We start from the raw sequence: 16,975 nt of genomic DNA on the forward strand, positions 1-16,975 counted from the left end.
GGAGCGGGAGACGAGTCTCGAACTCGCGACCTCAACCTTGGCAAGGTTGCGCTCTACCAACTGAGCTACTCCCGCATTTGTCCTGCATGTGCAGCGCTTTGCCGACCAACACGCTGCCAGAAAAATCTGGAGCGGGAGACGAGTCTCGAACTCGCGACCTCAACCTTGGCAAGGTTGCGCTCTACCAACTGAGCTACTCCCGCGTATTGCTGCACTACTGCTTCCCCGTCGCACTTACTTCGCCGTGCAGCGGAGAAGCGAGATTATGTCGAAGGCACATTCGTATGTCAAGGGCTTTTCCAGCCCTTTTTCCAAAAACCCGCGCCGCCGAACGCGTGGCGCGGGTCACGCGCCGCCGCGCTCGCGAATCTGCGGCCACGCAAGCTTCATGTAGTACAGCATCGACCAGATCGTCAGCACCGCCGCGAGATACATCAGCCACTCGCCCCATACGCGCGTGTCGATCGTCGCGACGCCGAGCGGCAGCGGCCCGTAGAACAGCAGCATCGGGATCGCGACCATCTGGCACGCGGTCTTGAACTTGCCGAGCTGGTTCACCGCGACGCTCTTCGACGCGCCGATCTGCGCCATCCACTCGCGCAGCGCCGAGATCGCGATCTCGCGGCCGACGATCACGAGCGCGATCGCCGCGTCGACCCGCGAAATCTGCACGAGGATCAGCAGCGCGGCCGTCACCATCAGCTTGTCCGCCACCGGATCGAGAAACGCGCCGAACGACGACGTTTGGTTCCACTTGCGCGCGAGAAACCCGTCGAACCAGTCGGTCAGCGCGGCGAGGATGAAGATCGCCGCCGCCGCGAGATTGCGGTGCGCGCCGCCCATCACCGTGTCCGGCAGATAGAACACGCCGACGACGAGCGGAATCAGCACGATCCGTACCCACGTCAGGAAAATCGGGAAATTGAACGGCATGGCATCCGGGACAGTAAAGGATTCGCAATTGTGCCGTGTCGACCGGCCTGCCACAAGAACGCGAAAACGCGGGCAAGGCAGCCGGCCGCACGGGCGCGTCAGTGAAGCTGCTTGTAGATCTGCTCGGCGAGCGCGTGCGAGATGCCCTCGACGCTCGCGAGTTCCTCGACGCTCGCGGCAACGACGCCGCGCAACCCGCCGAAGCGCGCGAGCAGCCGCTGCCGGCGCTTCGCGCCGACGCCCTCGAGTTCCTCGAGCCGCGACGTCTGGCGCGCCTTCGCCCGCTTCGCGCGCATGCCCGTGATCGCGAAGCGGTGCGCCTCGTCGCGAATCTGCGCGACGAGCATCAGCGCGGCGCTCTCCTTGCCGAGTTCGAGCGGCGTGCGGCCGTCCGCGAACACGAGCGTCTCGAGGCCCACCTTGCGCCCCTCGCCTTTCGCGACGCCGACCAGCATCGACGTGTCGAGCCCAAGCTCGGTGAACACCTGGCGCGCGATTTCGACCTGACCCTTGCCGCCGTCGATCAGCACGATGTTCGGCAGCAGGCTCGACGCCTCGGCCTGGCGCGTCGACTCGCCGTCGATGCCGGCCGCATCGTCCGCGGCGGCCGCCTGCGCGGCCTGCTCGACCATCTTCTCGTAGCGGCGCGTGAGCACCTGCCGCATCGCCGCGTAATCGTCGCCCGGCGTGATGCCCGTTATGTTGTAGCGACGATACTCGCCCGACTGCATCTTGTGATGGTGATAGACGACGCACGACGCCTGCGTCGCCTCGCCCATCGTATGGCTGATGTCGAAGCATTCGATCCGCAGCGTCGCGAGATCGTCGCTTTCGTAGCCGAGCGTCTCCGCGAGCGCGCGCGTACGCGCCTGCTGCGAGCCCTGCTCGGACAGCAGCCGCGCGAGCGCGAGCCGCGCGTTCTGCTCGGCCATCGACAGCCACGCACGCCGCTGCCCCTGCGGCTGCCGCACCAGCGACACCTTGTGGCCGGCCTGCTCGGACAGCAGCTCGAGCAGGTCGCGGCTCGCGGGCGCATGACTCACGACGAGCACCGGCGGCACGCGGTTGCCGAGATAGTGCTGAGAGATGAACGCATCGAGCACTTCGGCCTCGACCGACGCCACCGCGTCGCCGCGCGCGCTGCCGCCGTCTTCCGCGGGCTGGTCGGGCAGTACGCCGTTGGTCGCGTCGGCCGCGTCGGCCGCGTCGGCAACCTCCGCCACCTCGGCCTCGTCGCCGAGACCGCCCTCGGCGAGCGTCAGCGCGCTTTCGACGTGCGTCGGGAAATACGCCTTGTCGCCGAGATGGCGGCCGCCGCGCACCATCGCAAGGTTCACGCACACGCGCCCGCCCAGCGCGACGACCGCCAGGATGTCGACGTCGCTGTCGCCGCCGACCTCGATCGCCTGCTGGTGCAGCACCGTTGCAAGCGAGCTCATCTGGTTGCGCACCGCAGCCGCCTGCTCGAATTTGAGCTCGGCGGCGAACGCGTGCATCTTCTGCTCGAGCTCGTTCATCACTTCGGACTGCCGGCCGAGCAGGAAACGCGCGGCGTTCGACACGTCGACCGCGTAATCCTCGTCGGAAATCGCACCGACGCACGGCGCCGTGCAGCGTCCGATCTGGTGCAGCAGGCACGGCCGCGTGCGGTTGTTGAAGACCGAATCCTCGCAGGTCCGCAACTGGAACACGCGCTGCAGGATCTGGATGCTCTCGCGCACGGCCCACGCACTCGGGAACGGCCCGAAATACTGGTTCTGCTTGTCGACCGAGCCGCGGTAGTAGGCCATCCGCGGAAAACGGTGCGCGGTGAGCTTCAGGTACGGATACGACTTGTCGTCGCGAAACAGGATGTTGTAGCGCGGCGCGAGCGCCTTGATCAGATTGTTCTCGAGCAGCAGCGCCTCGGCTTCCGAGCGCGTGACGGTCGTCTCGATGCGCGCGATGCGCGTGACCATCATCGCGATGCGCGGCGACAGTTGTGTCTTCGTGAAATAGCTCGACACGCGCTTCTTCAGGTCGCGCGCCTTGCCGACGTAGAGGACGGCGCCCGCCGTGTCGTAATAGCGATAGACACCCGGCATGTGCGGCAACTGCGCAAGGATCTTCTTCGGTTCGAACGGAGTATCGGAGGCTTCTGGGGCTGTCATGCGTGATCCGGGCGCCTTGTAACGCGGGACGGGTCTATTAGAATCGCCAGTTTAGAGCATTCACCGGCCCGCTTCGATGCCACGCACCACCGCTGCCCCCCAATCCGCTGCGCCGCTCGCGCCGGGCGAACCGATCGCCTGCGACCTCTTCTGCACGGTAATCGACAATTTCGGCGACATCGGCGTGTGCTGGCGCGTCGCGCGCCAGCTCGCACACGAGCACGGCTGGCAGGTTCGCCTGTTCGTCGACGACCTGCGCACGTTCGCGCGCCTGCTGCCGGGGGTCGATCCCGACGCGGGACGGCAGTCGGTCGACGGCATCGCGATCGAGCACTGGCATGCGGAAGCCGGCGACGCGCTCGAGATCGCCGACGTCGTGATCGAGGCATTCGCATGCGAGCTGCCCGGTGCGTATCTGGCGGCGATGGCACGCCGTGCGCGTCGCCCGGTGTGGATCAATCTCGAATACCTGAGCGCCGAGGACTGGGTCGCCGATTTCCATTTGCGGCCGTCGCCGCATCCGCGCTACCCGCTGCTGAAGACATTCTTCTTCCCGGGCCTGTCGGCCGGCACGGGCGGCGTCCTGAAGGAACACGACCTCGATGCGCGCCGCACCGCGTTCGAAACCGACGCGGCCGCGCGCGCCGCTTGGTGGCAGCGCGCGACCGGCGGCGCGCCGCCTGCGCCCGGCACGACGGTCGTCAGCCTGTTCGCGTACGAGAATCCGGCCGTCGACGCGCTGCTCGCGCAGTGGCGCGACGGCCCGTCGCCGATCGTCGTGCTCGTGCCGGCCGGCCGCGTGTCGCCCGCCGTCGCGCGCTTTTTCGGGGTCGAGTCGTTCGGCGCGGGCGCGCATGCGAGCAGCGGCAACCTGGTCGCTCACGGGCTCGCGTTCGTTCCGCAGGCCGACTACGACCCGCTGCTGTGGGTGGCCGACATCAATTTCGTACGCGGCGAGGATTCGTTCGTCCGTGCGCAGTGGGCACGCAAGCCGTTCGTGTGGCACATCTACCCGCAGGCCGACGATGTGCACCTGCCGAAGCTCGACGCCGCGCTCGCGCACCTATCTGCCGGCCTCGCCGACGCGCCGCGCGCAGCGCTCGAGCGCTTCTGGCATGCGTGGAACGGTGCCGGCACGCCCGACTGGGCCGATTTCCTGCAACACCGGGCCGCATTGGCCGCCAACGCGGCCCGCTGGGCCGATACGCTCGCGGCCGTCGGCGATCTCGCCGGAAAGCTGGCCGAATACGCAAAATCTCAGTTAAAATAAGCGGTTATCCGACGGCTGACCATGCAAGCGCTCGCTTTTGGCGTCCACCGGAACGCACCGCTTGGCACCTCGGCTGTTGCGCAACGCTCAGGCACCTATTTATTTGATTTGATCAGGACAGTTTTTTTATGAAGACCGCACAGGAACTCCGCGTAGGCAACGTCGTGCAGATCGGCAGCGACGCATGGGTCATCTCGAAGACGGAATACAACAAGTCGGGCCGTAACGCCGCCGTCGTCAAGATGAAGATGAAGAACCTGCTGACCAACGCAGGCCAGGAATCGGTCTACAAGGCCGACGACAAGTTCGACGTCGTCGTGCTCGACCGCAAGGAAGTGACGTACTCGTACTTCGCCGACCCTATGTACGTGTTCATGGACGCCGACTACAACCAGTTCGAAGTCGAAGCCGAAATGATGGGCGAAGCGCTGAACTACCTCGAAGACGGCATGGCATGCGAAGTCGTGTTCTACAACGAGAAGGCGATCTCGGTCGAACTGCCGACGATCCTCGTTCGCGAGATCACCTACACCGAGCCGGCCGTCAAGGGCGACACGTCGTCGGGCAAGGTGCTGAAGAACGCAAAGCTCGCAACGGGCTTCGAACTGCAGGTTCCGCTCTTCTGCAACACCGGCGACAAGATCGAAATCGATACGCGCACGAACGAATACCGCAGCCGCGCGTAATCGCCAGCGATTCCCGCGTCGAACAAAGCGCCCTTCGGGGCGCTTTTTGTTTGCCTGTCGCCAACAGCGACCGCAAACCAGTGCCATATCAAGCACAAAATCCACCGGTAAAGATATTCAATTTGTATCATCGGTAACTGTTTTATAGCGCCGGAGAAATAATGCGCGTGACGCGTTCGGCGGGGCATAAAATCAGTTTTTAATCTGACATGCGGCTGCGGCTCCCGATGGCCGACAGCCCGCCTCTCTTGACTCGACCCGCGTCCACCATGCCACACGCCCTGATTGTCGAAGACGATCCCAACAGTCTCTCCGGCCTCACCGCGCTGCTCGCCGCAGACGGCTTCTCGGTCGACACGGCCACGTCGCTCGCCGAAGCGCGCACGGCGCTCGGCCGCTCGATTCCCGATGTCGTCCTCGTCGACCTGAACCTGCCGGACGGCAGCGGGTTCGACCTGCTCCAGCACCTGCCGCAGCAACAGCCGAACGGCTCGCTGCCCGTCATCGTGCTGACGGGCAACGCGACGGTCGAAAGCGCAATCGAGGGCCTGCGTCACGGTATTTGGGACTACCTGCTGAAGCCGATCAACATTCCGCGCCTGCGCAGCCTGCTCGCGCGAATCCCCCGCCCGTACGAACTGATCGACGAAGTGCAGTCGCTGCGCGCATCGCTGCGCCATCTCGGCCGCTTCGGCGCACTGGTCGGCCGCAGCGACGCGATGCAGCACGTGTACGACATGATCGAGCACAACGCGCGTACCGAAACGGCCGTGCTGTTCGCGGGCGAAGCCGGCACCGGCAAGAAGCTGGCCGCACGCACGCTGCATGAACTGAGCCGCCGCCGCAAAGGGCCGTTCGTGTCGTTCGACTGCCGGACGATCACGCAGGCCGGCCGGCACGGCGCATCGCTCGACAGCGTGCTGTTCGGCCATGAGCGCGGCGCGTTCGACGGCGCCGAGCGCCGCGAATCGGGCCTGTTCGAGCAGGCCGGTGGCGGCACGCTGTTCCTCGACGAGATCACCGCGCTGCCGCTCGTGCTGCAGGAAGCGCTGCTGCAAGCGCTCGATTCGCAGAACTTCATGCGGATCGGCGGCACGAGCGCGATCACGAGCGATTTCCGGCTGATCGCGACCACGCGCCGCCCGGCGCGCGAAGCGGTCGCGAACGGCACGCTGCGCGAGGATCTGTGGCTGCGCCTCGATGCGGCATCGGTCACGATGCCGCCGCTGCGCGAGCGCGACGGCGACGCACTCGCGATCGCGGACGCGCTGATCGACGAACTGAACCGCGAAGCGCGCGCGACCGGCCGCAACACGACCGACAAGCGCGCGGCGCCGGGCTTCGTGCGCGAATGCGTGTCCTACGAATGGCCCGGCAACGTGCGTGAGCTGCAGGAGCGCGTGCGCTTCGCGTACGACGCATCGGGCGACTTCATCGAGACGCTGCGCGCCGGCGAGACCAGCTTCGCCGCCGGCGCCGCGCTGAACGGCAGCAGCGTGCAGATCAAGGTCGGCACGCCGCTGGCCGACGTCGAGGATCTGCTGATCCGCGCGACGCTCGACGCGGTCGGCGGCACACGCCACCGCGCGGCGACGCTGCTCGGCATCAGCCCCAAGACGCTGTACAACAAACTGCAGCGGATGAAGGTGAACTGAGCGGCCGGCGATACATGCGGGCGCTGGCAGGATTTGATCGTTAGTTGCGCCACGAGGTCGCTGCGCCGGCATGCCCGATTTCCGCCGCAGTCCCGTTCACGCCTGCCGCACCCCATGTAAAAAGCCGCGCAACAGCGCGGCTTTTTGTTTCAGCGACCGGAATGGCGCGGTACCGCGCCAGCCCCTTCCCCGCTTACGCCAGTGCGCTGCTCAACAGCGCCTGCGCCTGCAGATACTCGGGCTGCACGATCAGCTTGTCCCACTTGAGCGCCTTGCCGCGCGCGCGCATCCGCTTGAGACGTCGCACCGACTCGGCCGATGCGTGCACCTTCAGCCCGTTCAGCACGACCTCGGCTGCGTCCGGCTGGTTGCAGACGAGCACCATGTCGCAACCGGCGGCGAGCGCGGCTTCGGCCGCCTGCGTGAGCGTGCCGCCTTCGCGGGCGGCCTCCATCGACAGGTCGTCGCTGAAGATCGCCCCCGTGAAGCCGAGCCGGCCGCGCAGGATGTCCTGCAGCCACACGCGCGAGAAACCGGCCGGCCGCTGGTCGACCTGCGTGTAGATCACGTGTGCGGGAATCACCGCGGACAGCGACAAGCCGAGCCAATCGTACGGCGCGACGTCCTGCTTGAGGATCGCGTCGAGCGTGCGATCGTCGGTCGGCAGCGCGACGTGCGAATCGGCCTCCGCGAAGCCGTGCCCCGGAAAATGCTTGCCGCAGTTCGCCATGCCGGCAAGCGACAGCCCGTGATTCAGGCTCTTCGCGAGCAGCGTGACGACGCGCGGGTCGCGATGGAACGCGCGATCGCCGATCACTTTCGAGTGCCCGTAGTCGAGATCGAGCACGGGCGTGAAGCTCATGTCGATCCCGCACGCGCGCAGCTCGGCGGCCAGGATGTAGCCGACGGCGGTCGCGACCTTCGTCGCGAGCAGCACGTCGCGATCCCACAGCTCGCCGAGGCGGCGCATCGCGGGCAGCACCGTGAAGCCGTCGGTGCGGAAACGCTGCACGCGCCCGCCTTCGTGATCGACGGCGATCAGGACGTCTTCGCGCACCGCGCGGATCGAGTCGGTCAGCGCGGTCAGTTGCGCACGATTCTGGAAGTGCCGCGCGAACAGGATCACGCCGCCGGTGTTCGGATGCGCGAGGCGCCGCGCATCGTCGCGCGACAGGGCCGTGCCGACGACGTCGAGCATGACCGGGCCGGGAGTCGTTTTCATCGAATCGGGAGTTCCGTCAGGAGGAGGTTCGGGAAACAGGTGCAGGCGCGGCGTCCGTCTCGGCGATCACGAACGACACCGCATAGTCGCGTTCGTCGCTGACCGTCACGCGCGCCGTGATGCCGCGTGCGGCAAGCCAATCGGCCAGTTCGCCCGACGCGACCACGTACGGCTCGCCGCTCGGGTGGTTGAGGGTCTGCAATGCACGCCACGTCATCGGCCAGTGCATGCCGAGCCCGATCGCCTTCGAGAACGCTTCCTTCGCGGAAAAGCGCGTCGCGAGAAACGCGATGCCGCGCGCCTCGGAACGTGCGCGACGCGCATGGAACACGCGCAGCTCGTCGGGGCCCAGCACCTTCTCGGCAAACCGGCCGCCCGTGCGTTCGAGCACGGCCGCGACGCGGCTCACCTGGGCAATGTCGGTACCGATACCGTAGATCGCCATGTCAGTACGCGCCGGAGCGTCCCAGCGGAGCCGGGTTGCAAACGACGCCGGCGGCGCGATGGAACTTCATCTTCAACGCGCGCCGCCATGCAGCGCGGCGACGCGTGCGGCAACCATGATCGCCTTCATCTCGCGCACCGCGTTGTCCCAGCCAGCGAAGATCGCGTGCGCGACGATTGCGTGGCCGATGTTCAGCTCGACGATGCCATCGATCGCGGCGATCTGCTGCACGTTCGTGTAATGCAGGCCGTGACCCGCGTTGACCTTCAGGCCGAGCTTCGCGCCGGCCTGCACGCCCGCGACGATGCGCTCGTATTCGCGCTGCTGCGCGGCTTCGTCGTGCGCCTCGGCGTAGCGGCCCGTATGCAGCTCGATCACCGGCGCGCCCGCTTCGTGCGCGGCGCGGATCTGCGTTTCGTCCGGGTCGATGAACAGCGACACGCGCGCGCCCACGTCGGCAAGCTGCTTGCACGCCGCACGCACGGCCTCGAAGTGGCCGGCGACGTCGAGGCCGCCTTCGGTCGTCAGTTCCTCGCGCTTCTCGGGCACGAGGCACGCGTCGTGCGGACGCACTTCGCACGCGATGTCGAGCATCTCGGCCGTCACCGCGCATTCGAGATTCATGCGCGTCTTCAGCAGCGGGCGCAGCTTGCGCACGTCCGCGTCGACGATGTGGCGGCGATCCTCGCGCAGGTGCAGCGTGATCGCGTCCGCACCAGCCTCTTCGGCGGCGAGCGCCGCGCGGATCGGGTCGGGATAGGCCGTGCCGCGCGCATTGCGCAGCGTCGCGACGTGGTCGATATTCACGCCGAGGTCGATGGCGGTGGGCGTTGTCAGGAAGAAGCTCATAGGTTTTGCAGGTCGATCAGGATCTGGCGCGTGGCAAGCGGCGTACCGCCGAGATAGGTGTTCAGCAGGAAGCGCATCAGCGTCTTGCTTTGCGCAACCGTCTGGGCTCGATGGTAATCGTCCTGCTCCATGTCGAGCAACGTCTGTCCGGTGATGACCGGCCAGTGCGACGGCACATCGTCGTCCGCATTGCGCACGCCGCGCTCGGGATCGAACACGTACCGGCGCTCGGGTTCGACCGCACGGCGCGCGACCGTGCGGTTCAGCGCCATCGCGTAGCCGGTCTCGCGCAGCAGCACGCGCTCGAACGAGCGCAGCACCTGCACCGCGGGTTCGCCGTGCGCGAGGCGCGTGAGGGTCAGCACGTAATGATTGAACAGCGGCGGCTGGGGATCTTCGCGCGCGCAGAACTTCACGAGCAGCTCGTTCGCGTAGAAGCCGCACAGCAGCCCGTCGCCGACGAGCGGCAGCATCCCGCCGACCCACTCGGCGCCCGTCAGCGTGCGCACCTCGGATTTGCCCGACCAGGACAGCAGCAGCGGCTGGAATGTCTGCAGCACGCCGCGCAGTGCGGAGTGCGGGCGCTTCGCGCCCTTCGCGACGAGCGCGAGCCGGCCATGATCGCGCGTCAGCACGTCGACGATCAGGCTCGTTTCCCGGTACGGATAGCTGTGCAGCACGAACGCCGGCTGCTCGGCGACGCGGAAATCGGACGTGCGAGACGTCGCGCGCCGCGCCTTGCGCGGCGGTTCAGGCGGTGCCGGCAGCGGCGCGTCGTTCGCGCCGGCCGTCACCGCGTCTTCAGTCGACGTCAGCGCGTCATTCGTACCCATAGGCGCGCAGCCCCGCCTCGTTGTCGGCCCAGCCGCTCTTCACCTTCACGAAGGTCTCGAGGTACACGGGGCCGTCGAACAGCTTCTCCATGTCCATCCGCGCCTCGGTGCTGATCTGCTTGAGCTTCTCGCCCTTCTTGCCGATCACCATCGCCTTGTGCGAATCGCGCTCGACGAGGATCGTCGCGAAGATGCGCTTCAGGCGCCCCTCCTCCTCGAACTTGTCGATGATGACGGTGCTCGTGTACGGCAGTTCGTCGCCGGTCCAGCGGAACACCTTCTCGCGCAGGATCTCGGCCGCGAGGAAGCGCGAGCTGCGATCGGTCAGCTCGTCTTCGCCGTAGATCGGCTCGCCTTCCGGCAGGTACGGCTTGATCGTCTCCAGCAGGCGCTTGATGTCTTCCGGCCGCTGCGCCGACAGCGGCACGAGTTCGGTGAATTCGCGCAGCGCGCTCATCTGCTGCATGAACGGGAACAGCGTCGCCTTGTCGGCCACGCGGTCGATCTTGTTCGCGATCAGCAGCGTCGGCATGCCGGGCGGAATCAGGTCGAGCACCTTCTGGTCGTCGGGCCCGAAGCGGCCCGCTTCGATCACGAACAGGATCACGTCGACCGACGTCAGTGTCGACGTGACCGCGCGGTTCAGCGAACGGTTCAGCGCGGTGCTGTGACGGGTCTGGAAACCCGGCGTGTCGACGAACACGAACTGCGCGTCGTCGAACGTGTTGATGCCGGTGATGCGATGGCGGGTCGTCTGCGCCTTGCGCGACGTGATGCTGATCTTCTGGCCGACGAGTGCGTTCATCAACGTCGACTTGCCGACGTTCGGGCGGCCCACGATCGCGATCATGCCGCAACGGAAACCGGTAGGAGCGGGAGTGTTCATATCGTTTGGGAGACAGGTTCGGAAACGGCCGCGCGGCGCGCGGCGCGATCGATGGGCAATTCAGTGGTCGGCATCGGCCACGCGCGCCTGCGTGGCAGCGAGGCTCGCACCGCCCGGCGGCGTATCGGAATCGGGCGCCGCGGCATCGCGAGCACGCACGGTCGCGCGCGAAGCGGGGTCGGAGCCGGCGGAAGGCTTGTCGGCGGACGACGATGCCGGATCGGCTGCGTGGCCGGCCGGTTTGTCGGCTGCGCGCGGCGCGGCTTCCGCGGGTTTTTCCGCAACCTTGTCGGTCGCCGGCTTCGTCGCCCGTTCGCCCTTGTCGGCAGCCGACTCGACATGCACCGCTCGAATCGCGGCCATCGGCGCCGCAGCCGGCTCTACGCCGGCGCCGGTCGCAGCGGTTGCCGCAGGCACCGCACCGGCCGCCTTGGCCTCGCGCGCCGCCGCACGTTCCTTCCGCTCCGGCGAGCGCAGGTCGAGCGCTTCCTGCACGCCCTTCACGCCCGGCACGATTTCGGGTTCGACATGCTTCGACCCGCGCGCGTTTTTCGAGCGCTTCGGCTTCGTGGCCAGCATCGGCGCGGCCGCCATCACCTCGTCGAGCGCCTTCTTCGCTGCGGCCTGCTCGGCCGCGCGCCGGCTCGCACCGGAGCCCGACACCTTCACGTCCAGCTTCGGCACCGTGCATTCGACTTCGAATTGCTGATTGTGCGCCGCACCATGCGTCGCGACGACCGTGTAGGTCGGCAGCGCGATCTTGTGCCCCTGCAGGTATTCCTGCAGCAGCGTCTTCGCGTCCTTGCCGAGCGTGCGCGGATCGATGTGGTCGAGAATCGGGATGTAGAGGCGCTTGATGACCCCTTGGGCGGCTTCGAAGCCGCCATCGAGGAACACGGCCCCGATGATGGCTTCGAACGCGTCCGCGAGGATCGACGGGCGGCGGAAACCGCCGCTGCGCAGTTCGCCCTCGCCCAGCCGCAACCCGTCCGAAATATTCAGGGCCTGAGCAATTTCGTACAGCGACTGCTGTTTGACGAGGTTGGCGCGTACGCGCGACAGGTCACCTTCGTCCAGCTTGCTGAAACGCTGGAACAAAAGGGCGGCCACCGCGCAATTCAGAACGGAGTCGCCGAGAAACTCGAGCCGTTCGTTGTGCGTGGCACTGTGACTGCGATGGGTCAAAGCCTGGCGCAACAATTCCGCATTGCGAAATTCGTAGCGCAGCCGGCTTTCCAACTGGGATAGGGGCATGTGCAGGAGTATAACGCGGGCGCCGGTCGGGCCGAAACGGCACGGCCGGACACGAAAAGGCGTGACGAGGCGGTGTTACCGCCGGTTCTTAAAGTAGTTCGGCAATACGCGACGCGGCCCGTGCGTCGCGTATTCCGTGTGAATCGAATGCGATCAGTTGAAGGAACCGATGCGCTTCAGGTCGCTGAAGTTCATCCAGATGAAGAACGCGCGGCCGACGATGTTCCGGTCCGGCACGAAACCCCAGTAGCGGCTGTCCGCGCTGTTGTCGCGGTTGTCGCCCATCATGAAGTAGTGACCGGGCGGCACCTTGCAGATCACGCCGCGGCTGTTGTACGTGCAGTTGTCGCGATACGGATAGTCGTATGCGCCCATCACGAACGGCGGCACCGCGGGGTTGTTGAGGATCGCGTTCTTCTTGTTGCCGATCGTCTCCTCGAACTGCTTCGCGTAATTCTGGCGCTCGTCGTCGAAGAAATCGGGCAGCGGCGTTTCGGGCACCGGCTGGCCGTTGATCGTGAGCTGCTTGTCCTGGTACGCGACCGTGTCGCCAGGAAGGCCGATCACGCGCTTGATGTAGTCGACCGACTCGTCCTTCGGATAACGGAACACGACGACGTCGCCGCGCGACAGCGGGCTGCCCTGCGTGATCTTCGTGTTCGTGACCGGCAGGCGCAGCCCGTACTCGAACTTGTTGACGAGGATGAAGTCGCCGACGAGCAGCGTCGGCACCATCGAGCCCGACGGAATCTTGAACGGCTCGACGATGAACGAACGCACGACGAACACCGCCAGGATCACCGGGAAGAAGCTCGCGGTGTACTCGAGCCACCACGGCTGGCGCAGCTTCTCGTCGCGCAGCTTCGAACGCGTCTGCACGGCGTTTTCGTCCGCGAAACGCTTGTCGATGCGCGACTGCTGGCGATCGAACTCCTCGATCGCCGAGTCGGCCGCCATGCGGCGCCGCGGCAGGAACACCAGTTTGTCCAGCACCCACGCTACGCCCGTCACGGCGACGAGCACAAAAAGAATCAGCGCAAAATTCATAAAAGGAACAGTCCTGTTATTTGTCTTCGACGCGCAAGATCGCAAGGAACGCTTCCTGCGGGATCTCGACCGAACCCACCTGCTTCATGCGTTTCTTGCCTGCTTTCTGCTTTTCGAGCAGCTTCTTCTTGCGCGTGATGTCGCCGCCATAACACTTCGCCAGCACGTTCTTGCGCAGCGCCTTGATGTTCTCGCGGGCGATGATGTGCGCACCGATCGTGGCCTGGATCGCCACGTCGTACATCTGGCGCGGAATGATCTCGCGCATCTTCGCCGCCACTTCGCGGCCGCGATACTGCGATTGCGACCGGTGGACGATCACCGACAGCGCGTCGACCTTGTCGCCGTTGATCAGCATGTCGACCTTCACGACGTCCGCCGACCGGTATTCCTTGAACTCGTAGTCCATCGACGCGTAGCCGCGCGACACCGACTTCAGGCGGTCGAAGAAATCGAGCACGATCTCGGCCATCGGGATTTCGTAGGTGAGCTGCACCTGGCGGCCGTGATACTGCATGTTGATCTGCGAGCCGCGCTTCTGCGTGCACAGCGTGATCACCGAGCCGACGTAGTCCTGCGGCATGTAGAGATTCACCGTGACGATCGGCTCGCGGATCTCCTCGATCTTCGGCGGCTCCGGCATCTTCGCGGGATTCTCGACCATCACGATCGAGCCGTCGCTCATCAGGACCTCGTAGACCACGGTCGGCGCCGTGGTGATGAGGTCCATGTCGAATTCGCGCTCCAGCCGCTCCTGCACGATCTCCATATGCAGGAGACCCAGAAAGCCGCACCGGAACCCGAAGCCGAGCGCCTGCGACACTTCCGGCTCGTACTGCAGCGACGCGTCGTTGAGCTTCAGCTTCTCGAGCGATTCGCGCAGCGCGTCGTACTGGTTCGCTTCCACCGGATAGAGGCCGGCGAACACCTGCGGCTTCACTTCCTTGAAGCCCGGCAGCGCTTGCGCCGCCTGCTTGGCCGCATGCGTGACGGTATCGCCGACCTTCGCGGCCGTCAGTTCCTTGATACCGGCGATGATGAAGCCCACCTGCCCCGCCGACAGCGAATCGAGATTGCGCGACTTCGGCGTGAACACGCCGATGTGCTCGACCGGATACTGCGCGCCGGTCGCCATCATCTTGATCTTGTCCTTCGGGCGCAGCGTGCCGTTGACGATGCGCACCAGCATCACGACGCCGACGTAGTTGTCGAACCACGAATCGATGATGAGCGCCTGCAGCGGCGCGTCCGGATCGCCCTTCGGCGGCGGCACCTTCGCGATCAGCGCTTCGAGCACATCCTCGACGCCGAGGCCCGTCTTCGCGCTGCAGCGCGTCGCGTCGGTCGCGTCGATGCCGATCACGTCCTCGATCTCCTCGATTGCGTTCTCGGGGTTCGCGGCCGGCAGGTCGATCTTGTTCAGCACCGGCACGACCTCGACGCCGAGCTCGATCGCCGTGTAGCAGTTCGCGACCGTCTGCGCCTCGACGCCCTGGCTCGCGTCGACGACCAGCAGCGCGCCTTCGCACGCGGACAGCGAACGGCTGACTTCGTACGAGAAGTCGACGTGTCCCGGCGTGTCGATCAGGTTCAGGTTGTAGACCTTGCCGTCGCGCGCGCGATAGGACAGCGCGGCCGTCTGCGCCTTGATCGTGATGCCGCGCTCGCGCTCGATATCCATCGAGTCGAGCACCTGCGCTTCCATTTCACGGTCGGCGAGGCCGCCGCAGACCTGGATGATGCGATCCGCGAGCGTCGACTTGCCATGGTCGATGTGCGCGATGATCGAGAAATTGCGAATATGATCCATTCAGTGCCGATCAAGCGAAAAAGGCGCGCTCGACGACTGCGGAGCACGCCTTGTGTAAGTCGGTGAAAAAACGGCTTATTTTAGCCGAAAAGGCCTTCGCCGGGCGGTATTTCGGACGCCGGGCCGCGCGGCGCCCGGCCGGAAGCGCCTGCCGGGCCAAGTCCCGTGCGAAGCGACGCCGGCCGGCGACCGGCCAGGCTCAGCGCCGGGCCATGAGCGCGTCGCGCACCCTCGCGTCGTCGAACCGGTGGCGGCACACTTCCGCGCCGTCCAGCAGCAGCACCGGCACGTCCTCGTCGTAGCGGGCGACGAGCGCCGCATCGGTGTCGATGTCGACATAGTCGACCGCGACGCCGAATTCGGCCGCCACCGGCGCCAGTGCGTCGCGCATGTCGTCGCACAGGTGGCACCAGCCGCGGCCGTAGAGCGTGAACATCGGCGCGTTACTTCTGGCGCGGCCGCACCGGCACGAACTGCGTATTGTCGCCGCGCCGCACCAGCACCGCGACCGCCTTTTGCGGATCGAGCTGCGCGGTCACTTCGGCGAACTGCTTCGCGCTCGTGATGTCGGTATCGCCGACGCGCAGCACGATGTCGCCGCGCTGCAGGCCCGCACGGGCAGCCGGGCCGTCGACGCCGTCGATCTGCACGCCGTTCTTCAACTTCAGCGTCTTCAACTGATCCGCCGTCAGGTCGCTGACCGTCAGACCGAGCGAATTGGTCTGGCGCGGCTTCTGCGGCGCGTTCTTGCGCTGTTCGGCCTTGGCCGTCGACTCGACCGGCGTCTCCGCGATCGTGATCGGCAAATCGCGCGCCTGACCCTTGCGCCACACGCTGACGGTCGCCTTCGTGCCGGGCTTCGTGTCGCCGACCATGCGCGGCAGGTCCGACGCCGCCTCGACCGGACGGCCGTTGAACTTCAGGATAATGTCGCCCGGCTGGATGCCTGCCTTGTCGGCCGGGCCGCCCGGCTCGACGCTGCTGACGAGCGCGCCTTCGGCCTTCGGCAACCCGATCGAGTCGGCCACGTCCTTCGTCACCTCGCCGATCGCCACCGCGATCCGGCCGCGCGTGACCTTGCCCGTCGCCTTCAGCTGATCGGCCACGCGCATCGCCTCGTCGATCGGAATCGCGAACGAGATGCCCATGAAGCCGCCGGTACGGCTGTAGATCTGCGAGTTGATGCCGATCACCTCACCCTGCATGTTGATCAGCGGGCCGCCCGAGTTGCCGGGGTTCACGGCGACGTCGGTCTGGATGAACGGCAGATAGTCGCCCGTGTTGCGGCTCTTCGAGCTGACGATGCCGGCCGTCACCGTGTTGTCGAGACCGAACGGCGAACCGATCGCGACGACCCACTCGCCGACGCGCACCTTGTTCGAGTCGCCGATCGCGACGACAGGCAGGTTCGACGCCTGGATCTTGACGACCGCGACGTCCGTGCGATCGTCGACGCCGATCAGCTTCGCCTTGAATTCGCGCTTGTCGGTCAGCGTCACGTAAATGGTGTCCGCGTCGTCGACGACGTGCGCATTGGTCATCACGTAACCGTCGGCCGACACGATGAAGCCCGAGCCGACGCCGCGATTCTGCTCGGTGTCGGGCGGATTGTCCGGTGCCGGCGCATTCTTCGGGTTGCCGTTGCCGGGCGCCTGCGGCAGCGGAATGCCGAAGAAGCGTCGGAAGAATTCCGACATGTCGCCGTTGTCGAAGCCCGGCGGGAGCATCCCGCGCGGGCCGCTGCTCGTCGGCACGTTGGCGGTGGTCCTGATGTTCACGACGGCCGGCCCGACCCTTTCGACCAGATCGGCGAAGTCGGGCAGGCTGGCAGCGGGAGCCGTCACCGCGATCGCGGTATGCGGCACGAGCGGCAGGCAGGCAGACAACGCCGCCGCCGCGAGCCATTTGCGCAACGTGTGTTTCATCATGTCGGAA

The 16,975-nt window shown here is 66.2% G+C and carries 15 protein-coding genes and 2 tRNA genes; 3 read left to right on the plus strand and 14 right to left on the minus strand.

All coding sequences use genetic code 11. The annotated features are described in order from the left end of the window. Positions 1-2 precede the first annotated feature (2 nt). From AC3WLY_RS17470 to uvrC, 4 genes are all read right to left on the minus strand, one after another. Positions 3-75 (minus strand) — tRNA-Gly (locus AC3WLY_RS17470). 52 nt (positions 76-127) lie between these two features. Continuing rightward, positions 128-203: transfer RNA gene (locus AC3WLY_RS17475), tRNA-Gly, on the minus strand. Between the two features lie 142 nt (positions 204-345). Further along, positions 346-933, minus strand: a complete 588-nt coding sequence (gene pgsA / locus AC3WLY_RS17480) for a CDP-diacylglycerol--glycerol-3-phosphate 3-phosphatidyltransferase (protein WP_034183114.1) — start codon at positions 931-933, stop codon at positions 346-348. Between the two features lie 98 nt (positions 934-1,031). Next, positions 1,032-3,083, minus strand: a complete 2,052-nt coding sequence (uvrC, locus tag AC3WLY_RS17485; protein WP_492309159.1) for an excinuclease ABC subunit UvrC — start codon at positions 3,081-3,083, stop codon at positions 1,032-1,034. Positions 3,084-3,159: 76 nt separating this feature from the next. Here uvrC and earP point away from each other — a divergent pair, with 76 nt between their 5' ends. From earP to AC3WLY_RS17500, 3 genes are all read left to right on the plus strand, one after another. Beyond that, positions 3,160-4,353: an elongation factor P maturation arginine rhamnosyltransferase EarP gene (gene earP / locus AC3WLY_RS17490; protein ID WP_310137001.1), complete on the plus strand. Its 1,194-nt coding sequence runs from the start codon at positions 3,160-3,162 to the stop codon at positions 4,351-4,353. 128 nt (positions 4,354-4,481) lie between these two features. After that, the gene (gene efp / locus AC3WLY_RS17495; protein WP_034186515.1) at positions 4,482-5,039 is read left to right on the plus strand and encodes an elongation factor P; all 558 of its coding nucleotides are present in this window, start codon (positions 4,482-4,484) and stop codon (positions 5,037-5,039) included. 269 nt (positions 5,040-5,308) lie between these two features. Beyond that, a complete protein-coding gene (locus AC3WLY_RS17500) occupies positions 5,309-6,694 on the plus strand; it encodes a sigma-54-dependent transcriptional regulator (RefSeq protein WP_175962311.1) in 1,386 nt (461 codons plus the stop codon). A 193-nt stretch (positions 6,695-6,887) separates the two neighbouring features. Here the strand turns inward: AC3WLY_RS17500 and nagZ are convergent, their stop codons facing one another. From nagZ to AC3WLY_RS17550, 10 genes are all read right to left on the minus strand, one after another. Further along, complete coding sequence (nagZ, locus tag AC3WLY_RS17505) at positions 6,888-7,916, minus strand: beta-N-acetylhexosaminidase (protein ID WP_310137002.1); 1,029 nt, start codon at positions 7,914-7,916, stop codon at positions 6,888-6,890. Between the two features lie 16 nt (positions 7,917-7,932). After that, entirely contained in the window at positions 7,933-8,361 is a 429-nt protein-coding gene (gene acpS / locus AC3WLY_RS17510; RefSeq protein WP_021159685.1) for a holo-ACP synthase, read from the minus strand. Between the two features lie 72 nt (positions 8,362-8,433). After that, complete coding sequence (pdxJ, locus tag AC3WLY_RS17515) at positions 8,434-9,210, minus strand: pyridoxine 5'-phosphate synthase (RefSeq protein ID WP_175962309.1); 777 nt, start codon at positions 9,208-9,210, stop codon at positions 8,434-8,436. Then, positions 9,207-10,043, minus strand: coding sequence for a DNA repair protein RecO (recO, locus tag AC3WLY_RS17520; RefSeq protein ID WP_175929620.1), 837 nt, complete (start codon positions 10,041-10,043; stop codon positions 9,207-9,209). The genes pdxJ and recO overlap by 4 nt, the downstream gene beginning before the upstream one ends. Further along, complete coding sequence (gene era / locus AC3WLY_RS17525; protein ID WP_072435993.1) at positions 10,030-10,929, minus strand: GTPase Era; 900 nt, start codon at positions 10,927-10,929, stop codon at positions 10,030-10,032. Before era ends, recO begins: the two co-directional genes overlap by 14 nt. A gap of 60 nt (positions 10,930-10,989) precedes the next feature. Next, positions 10,990-12,183, minus strand: a complete 1,194-nt coding sequence (gene rnc / locus AC3WLY_RS17530) for a ribonuclease III (protein ID WP_492309158.1) — start codon at positions 12,181-12,183, stop codon at positions 10,990-10,992. A 153-nt stretch (positions 12,184-12,336) separates the two neighbouring features. After that, positions 12,337-13,230 carry a signal peptidase I gene (gene lepB, locus AC3WLY_RS17535; RefSeq protein WP_034183104.1) on the minus strand — a complete coding sequence of 298 codons (894 nt, stop codon included), beginning with the start codon at positions 13,228-13,230 and terminating at the stop codon, positions 12,337-12,339. Between the two features lie 16 nt (positions 13,231-13,246). Next, positions 13,247-15,040, minus strand: a complete 1,794-nt coding sequence (gene lepA / locus AC3WLY_RS17540) for a translation elongation factor 4 (RefSeq protein WP_072435996.1) — start codon at positions 15,038-15,040, stop codon at positions 13,247-13,249. Positions 15,041-15,239: 199 nt separating this feature from the next. Further along, positions 15,240-15,476: a glutaredoxin family protein gene (locus AC3WLY_RS17545; protein WP_034183102.1), complete on the minus strand. Its 237-nt coding sequence runs from the start codon at positions 15,474-15,476 to the stop codon at positions 15,240-15,242. A 7-nt stretch (positions 15,477-15,483) separates the two neighbouring features. Further along, complete coding sequence (locus tag AC3WLY_RS17550; RefSeq protein WP_175962307.1) at positions 15,484-16,968, minus strand: DegQ family serine endoprotease; 1,485 nt, start codon at positions 16,966-16,968, stop codon at positions 15,484-15,486. Between the last annotated feature and the right edge of the window lie 7 nt (positions 16,969-16,975).

The sequence above is a fragment of the Burkholderia sp. FW306-1C-G01B genome (assembly GCF_058781685.1).

Coding starts and splice junctions, on each gene's coding strand:
- pgsA (WP_034183114.1), bottom strand. CDS start 933: ATGCCGTTCAATTTCCCGATTTTCCTGACGTGGGTACGGATCGTGCTG.
- uvrC (WP_492309159.1), bottom strand. CDS start 3,083: ATGACAGCCCCAGAAGCCTCCGATACTCCGTTCGAACCGAAGAAGATC.
- earP (WP_310137001.1), top strand. CDS start 3,160: ATGCCACGCACCACCGCTGCCCCCCAATCCGCTGCGCCGCTCGCGCCG.
- efp (WP_034186515.1), top strand. CDS start 4,482: ATGAAGACCGCACAGGAACTCCGCGTAGGCAACGTCGTGCAGATCGGC.
- AC3WLY_RS17500 (WP_175962311.1), top strand. CDS start 5,309: ATGCCACACGCCCTGATTGTCGAAGACGATCCCAACAGTCTCTCCGGC.
- nagZ (WP_310137002.1), bottom strand. CDS start 7,916: ATGAAAACGACTCCCGGCCCGGTCATGCTCGACGTCGTCGGCACGGCC.
- acpS (WP_021159685.1), bottom strand. CDS start 8,361: ATGGCGATCTACGGTATCGGTACCGACATTGCCCAGGTGAGCCGCGTC.
- pdxJ (WP_175962309.1), bottom strand. CDS start 9,210: ATGAGCTTCTTCCTGACAACGCCCACCGCCATCGACCTCGGCGTGAAT.
- recO (WP_175929620.1), bottom strand. CDS start 10,043: ATGGGTACGAATGACGCGCTGACGTCGACTGAAGACGCGGTGACGGCC.
- era (WP_072435993.1), bottom strand. CDS start 10,929: ATGAACACTCCCGCTCCTACCGGTTTCCGTTGCGGCATGATCGCGATC.
- rnc (WP_492309158.1), bottom strand. CDS start 12,183: ATGCCCCTATCCCAGTTGGAAAGCCGGCTGCGCTACGAATTTCGCAAT.
- lepB (WP_034183104.1), bottom strand. CDS start 13,230: ATGAATTTTGCGCTGATTCTTTTTGTGCTCGTCGCCGTGACGGGCGTA.
- lepA (WP_072435996.1), bottom strand. CDS start 15,040: ATGGATCATATTCGCAATTTCTCGATCATCGCGCACATCGACCATGGC.
- AC3WLY_RS17545 (WP_034183102.1), bottom strand. CDS start 15,476: ATGTTCACGCTCTACGGCCGCGGCTGGTGCCACCTGTGCGACGACATG.
- AC3WLY_RS17550 (WP_175962307.1), bottom strand. CDS start 16,968: ATGATGAAACACACGTTGCGCAAATGGCTCGCGGCGGCGGCGTTGTCT.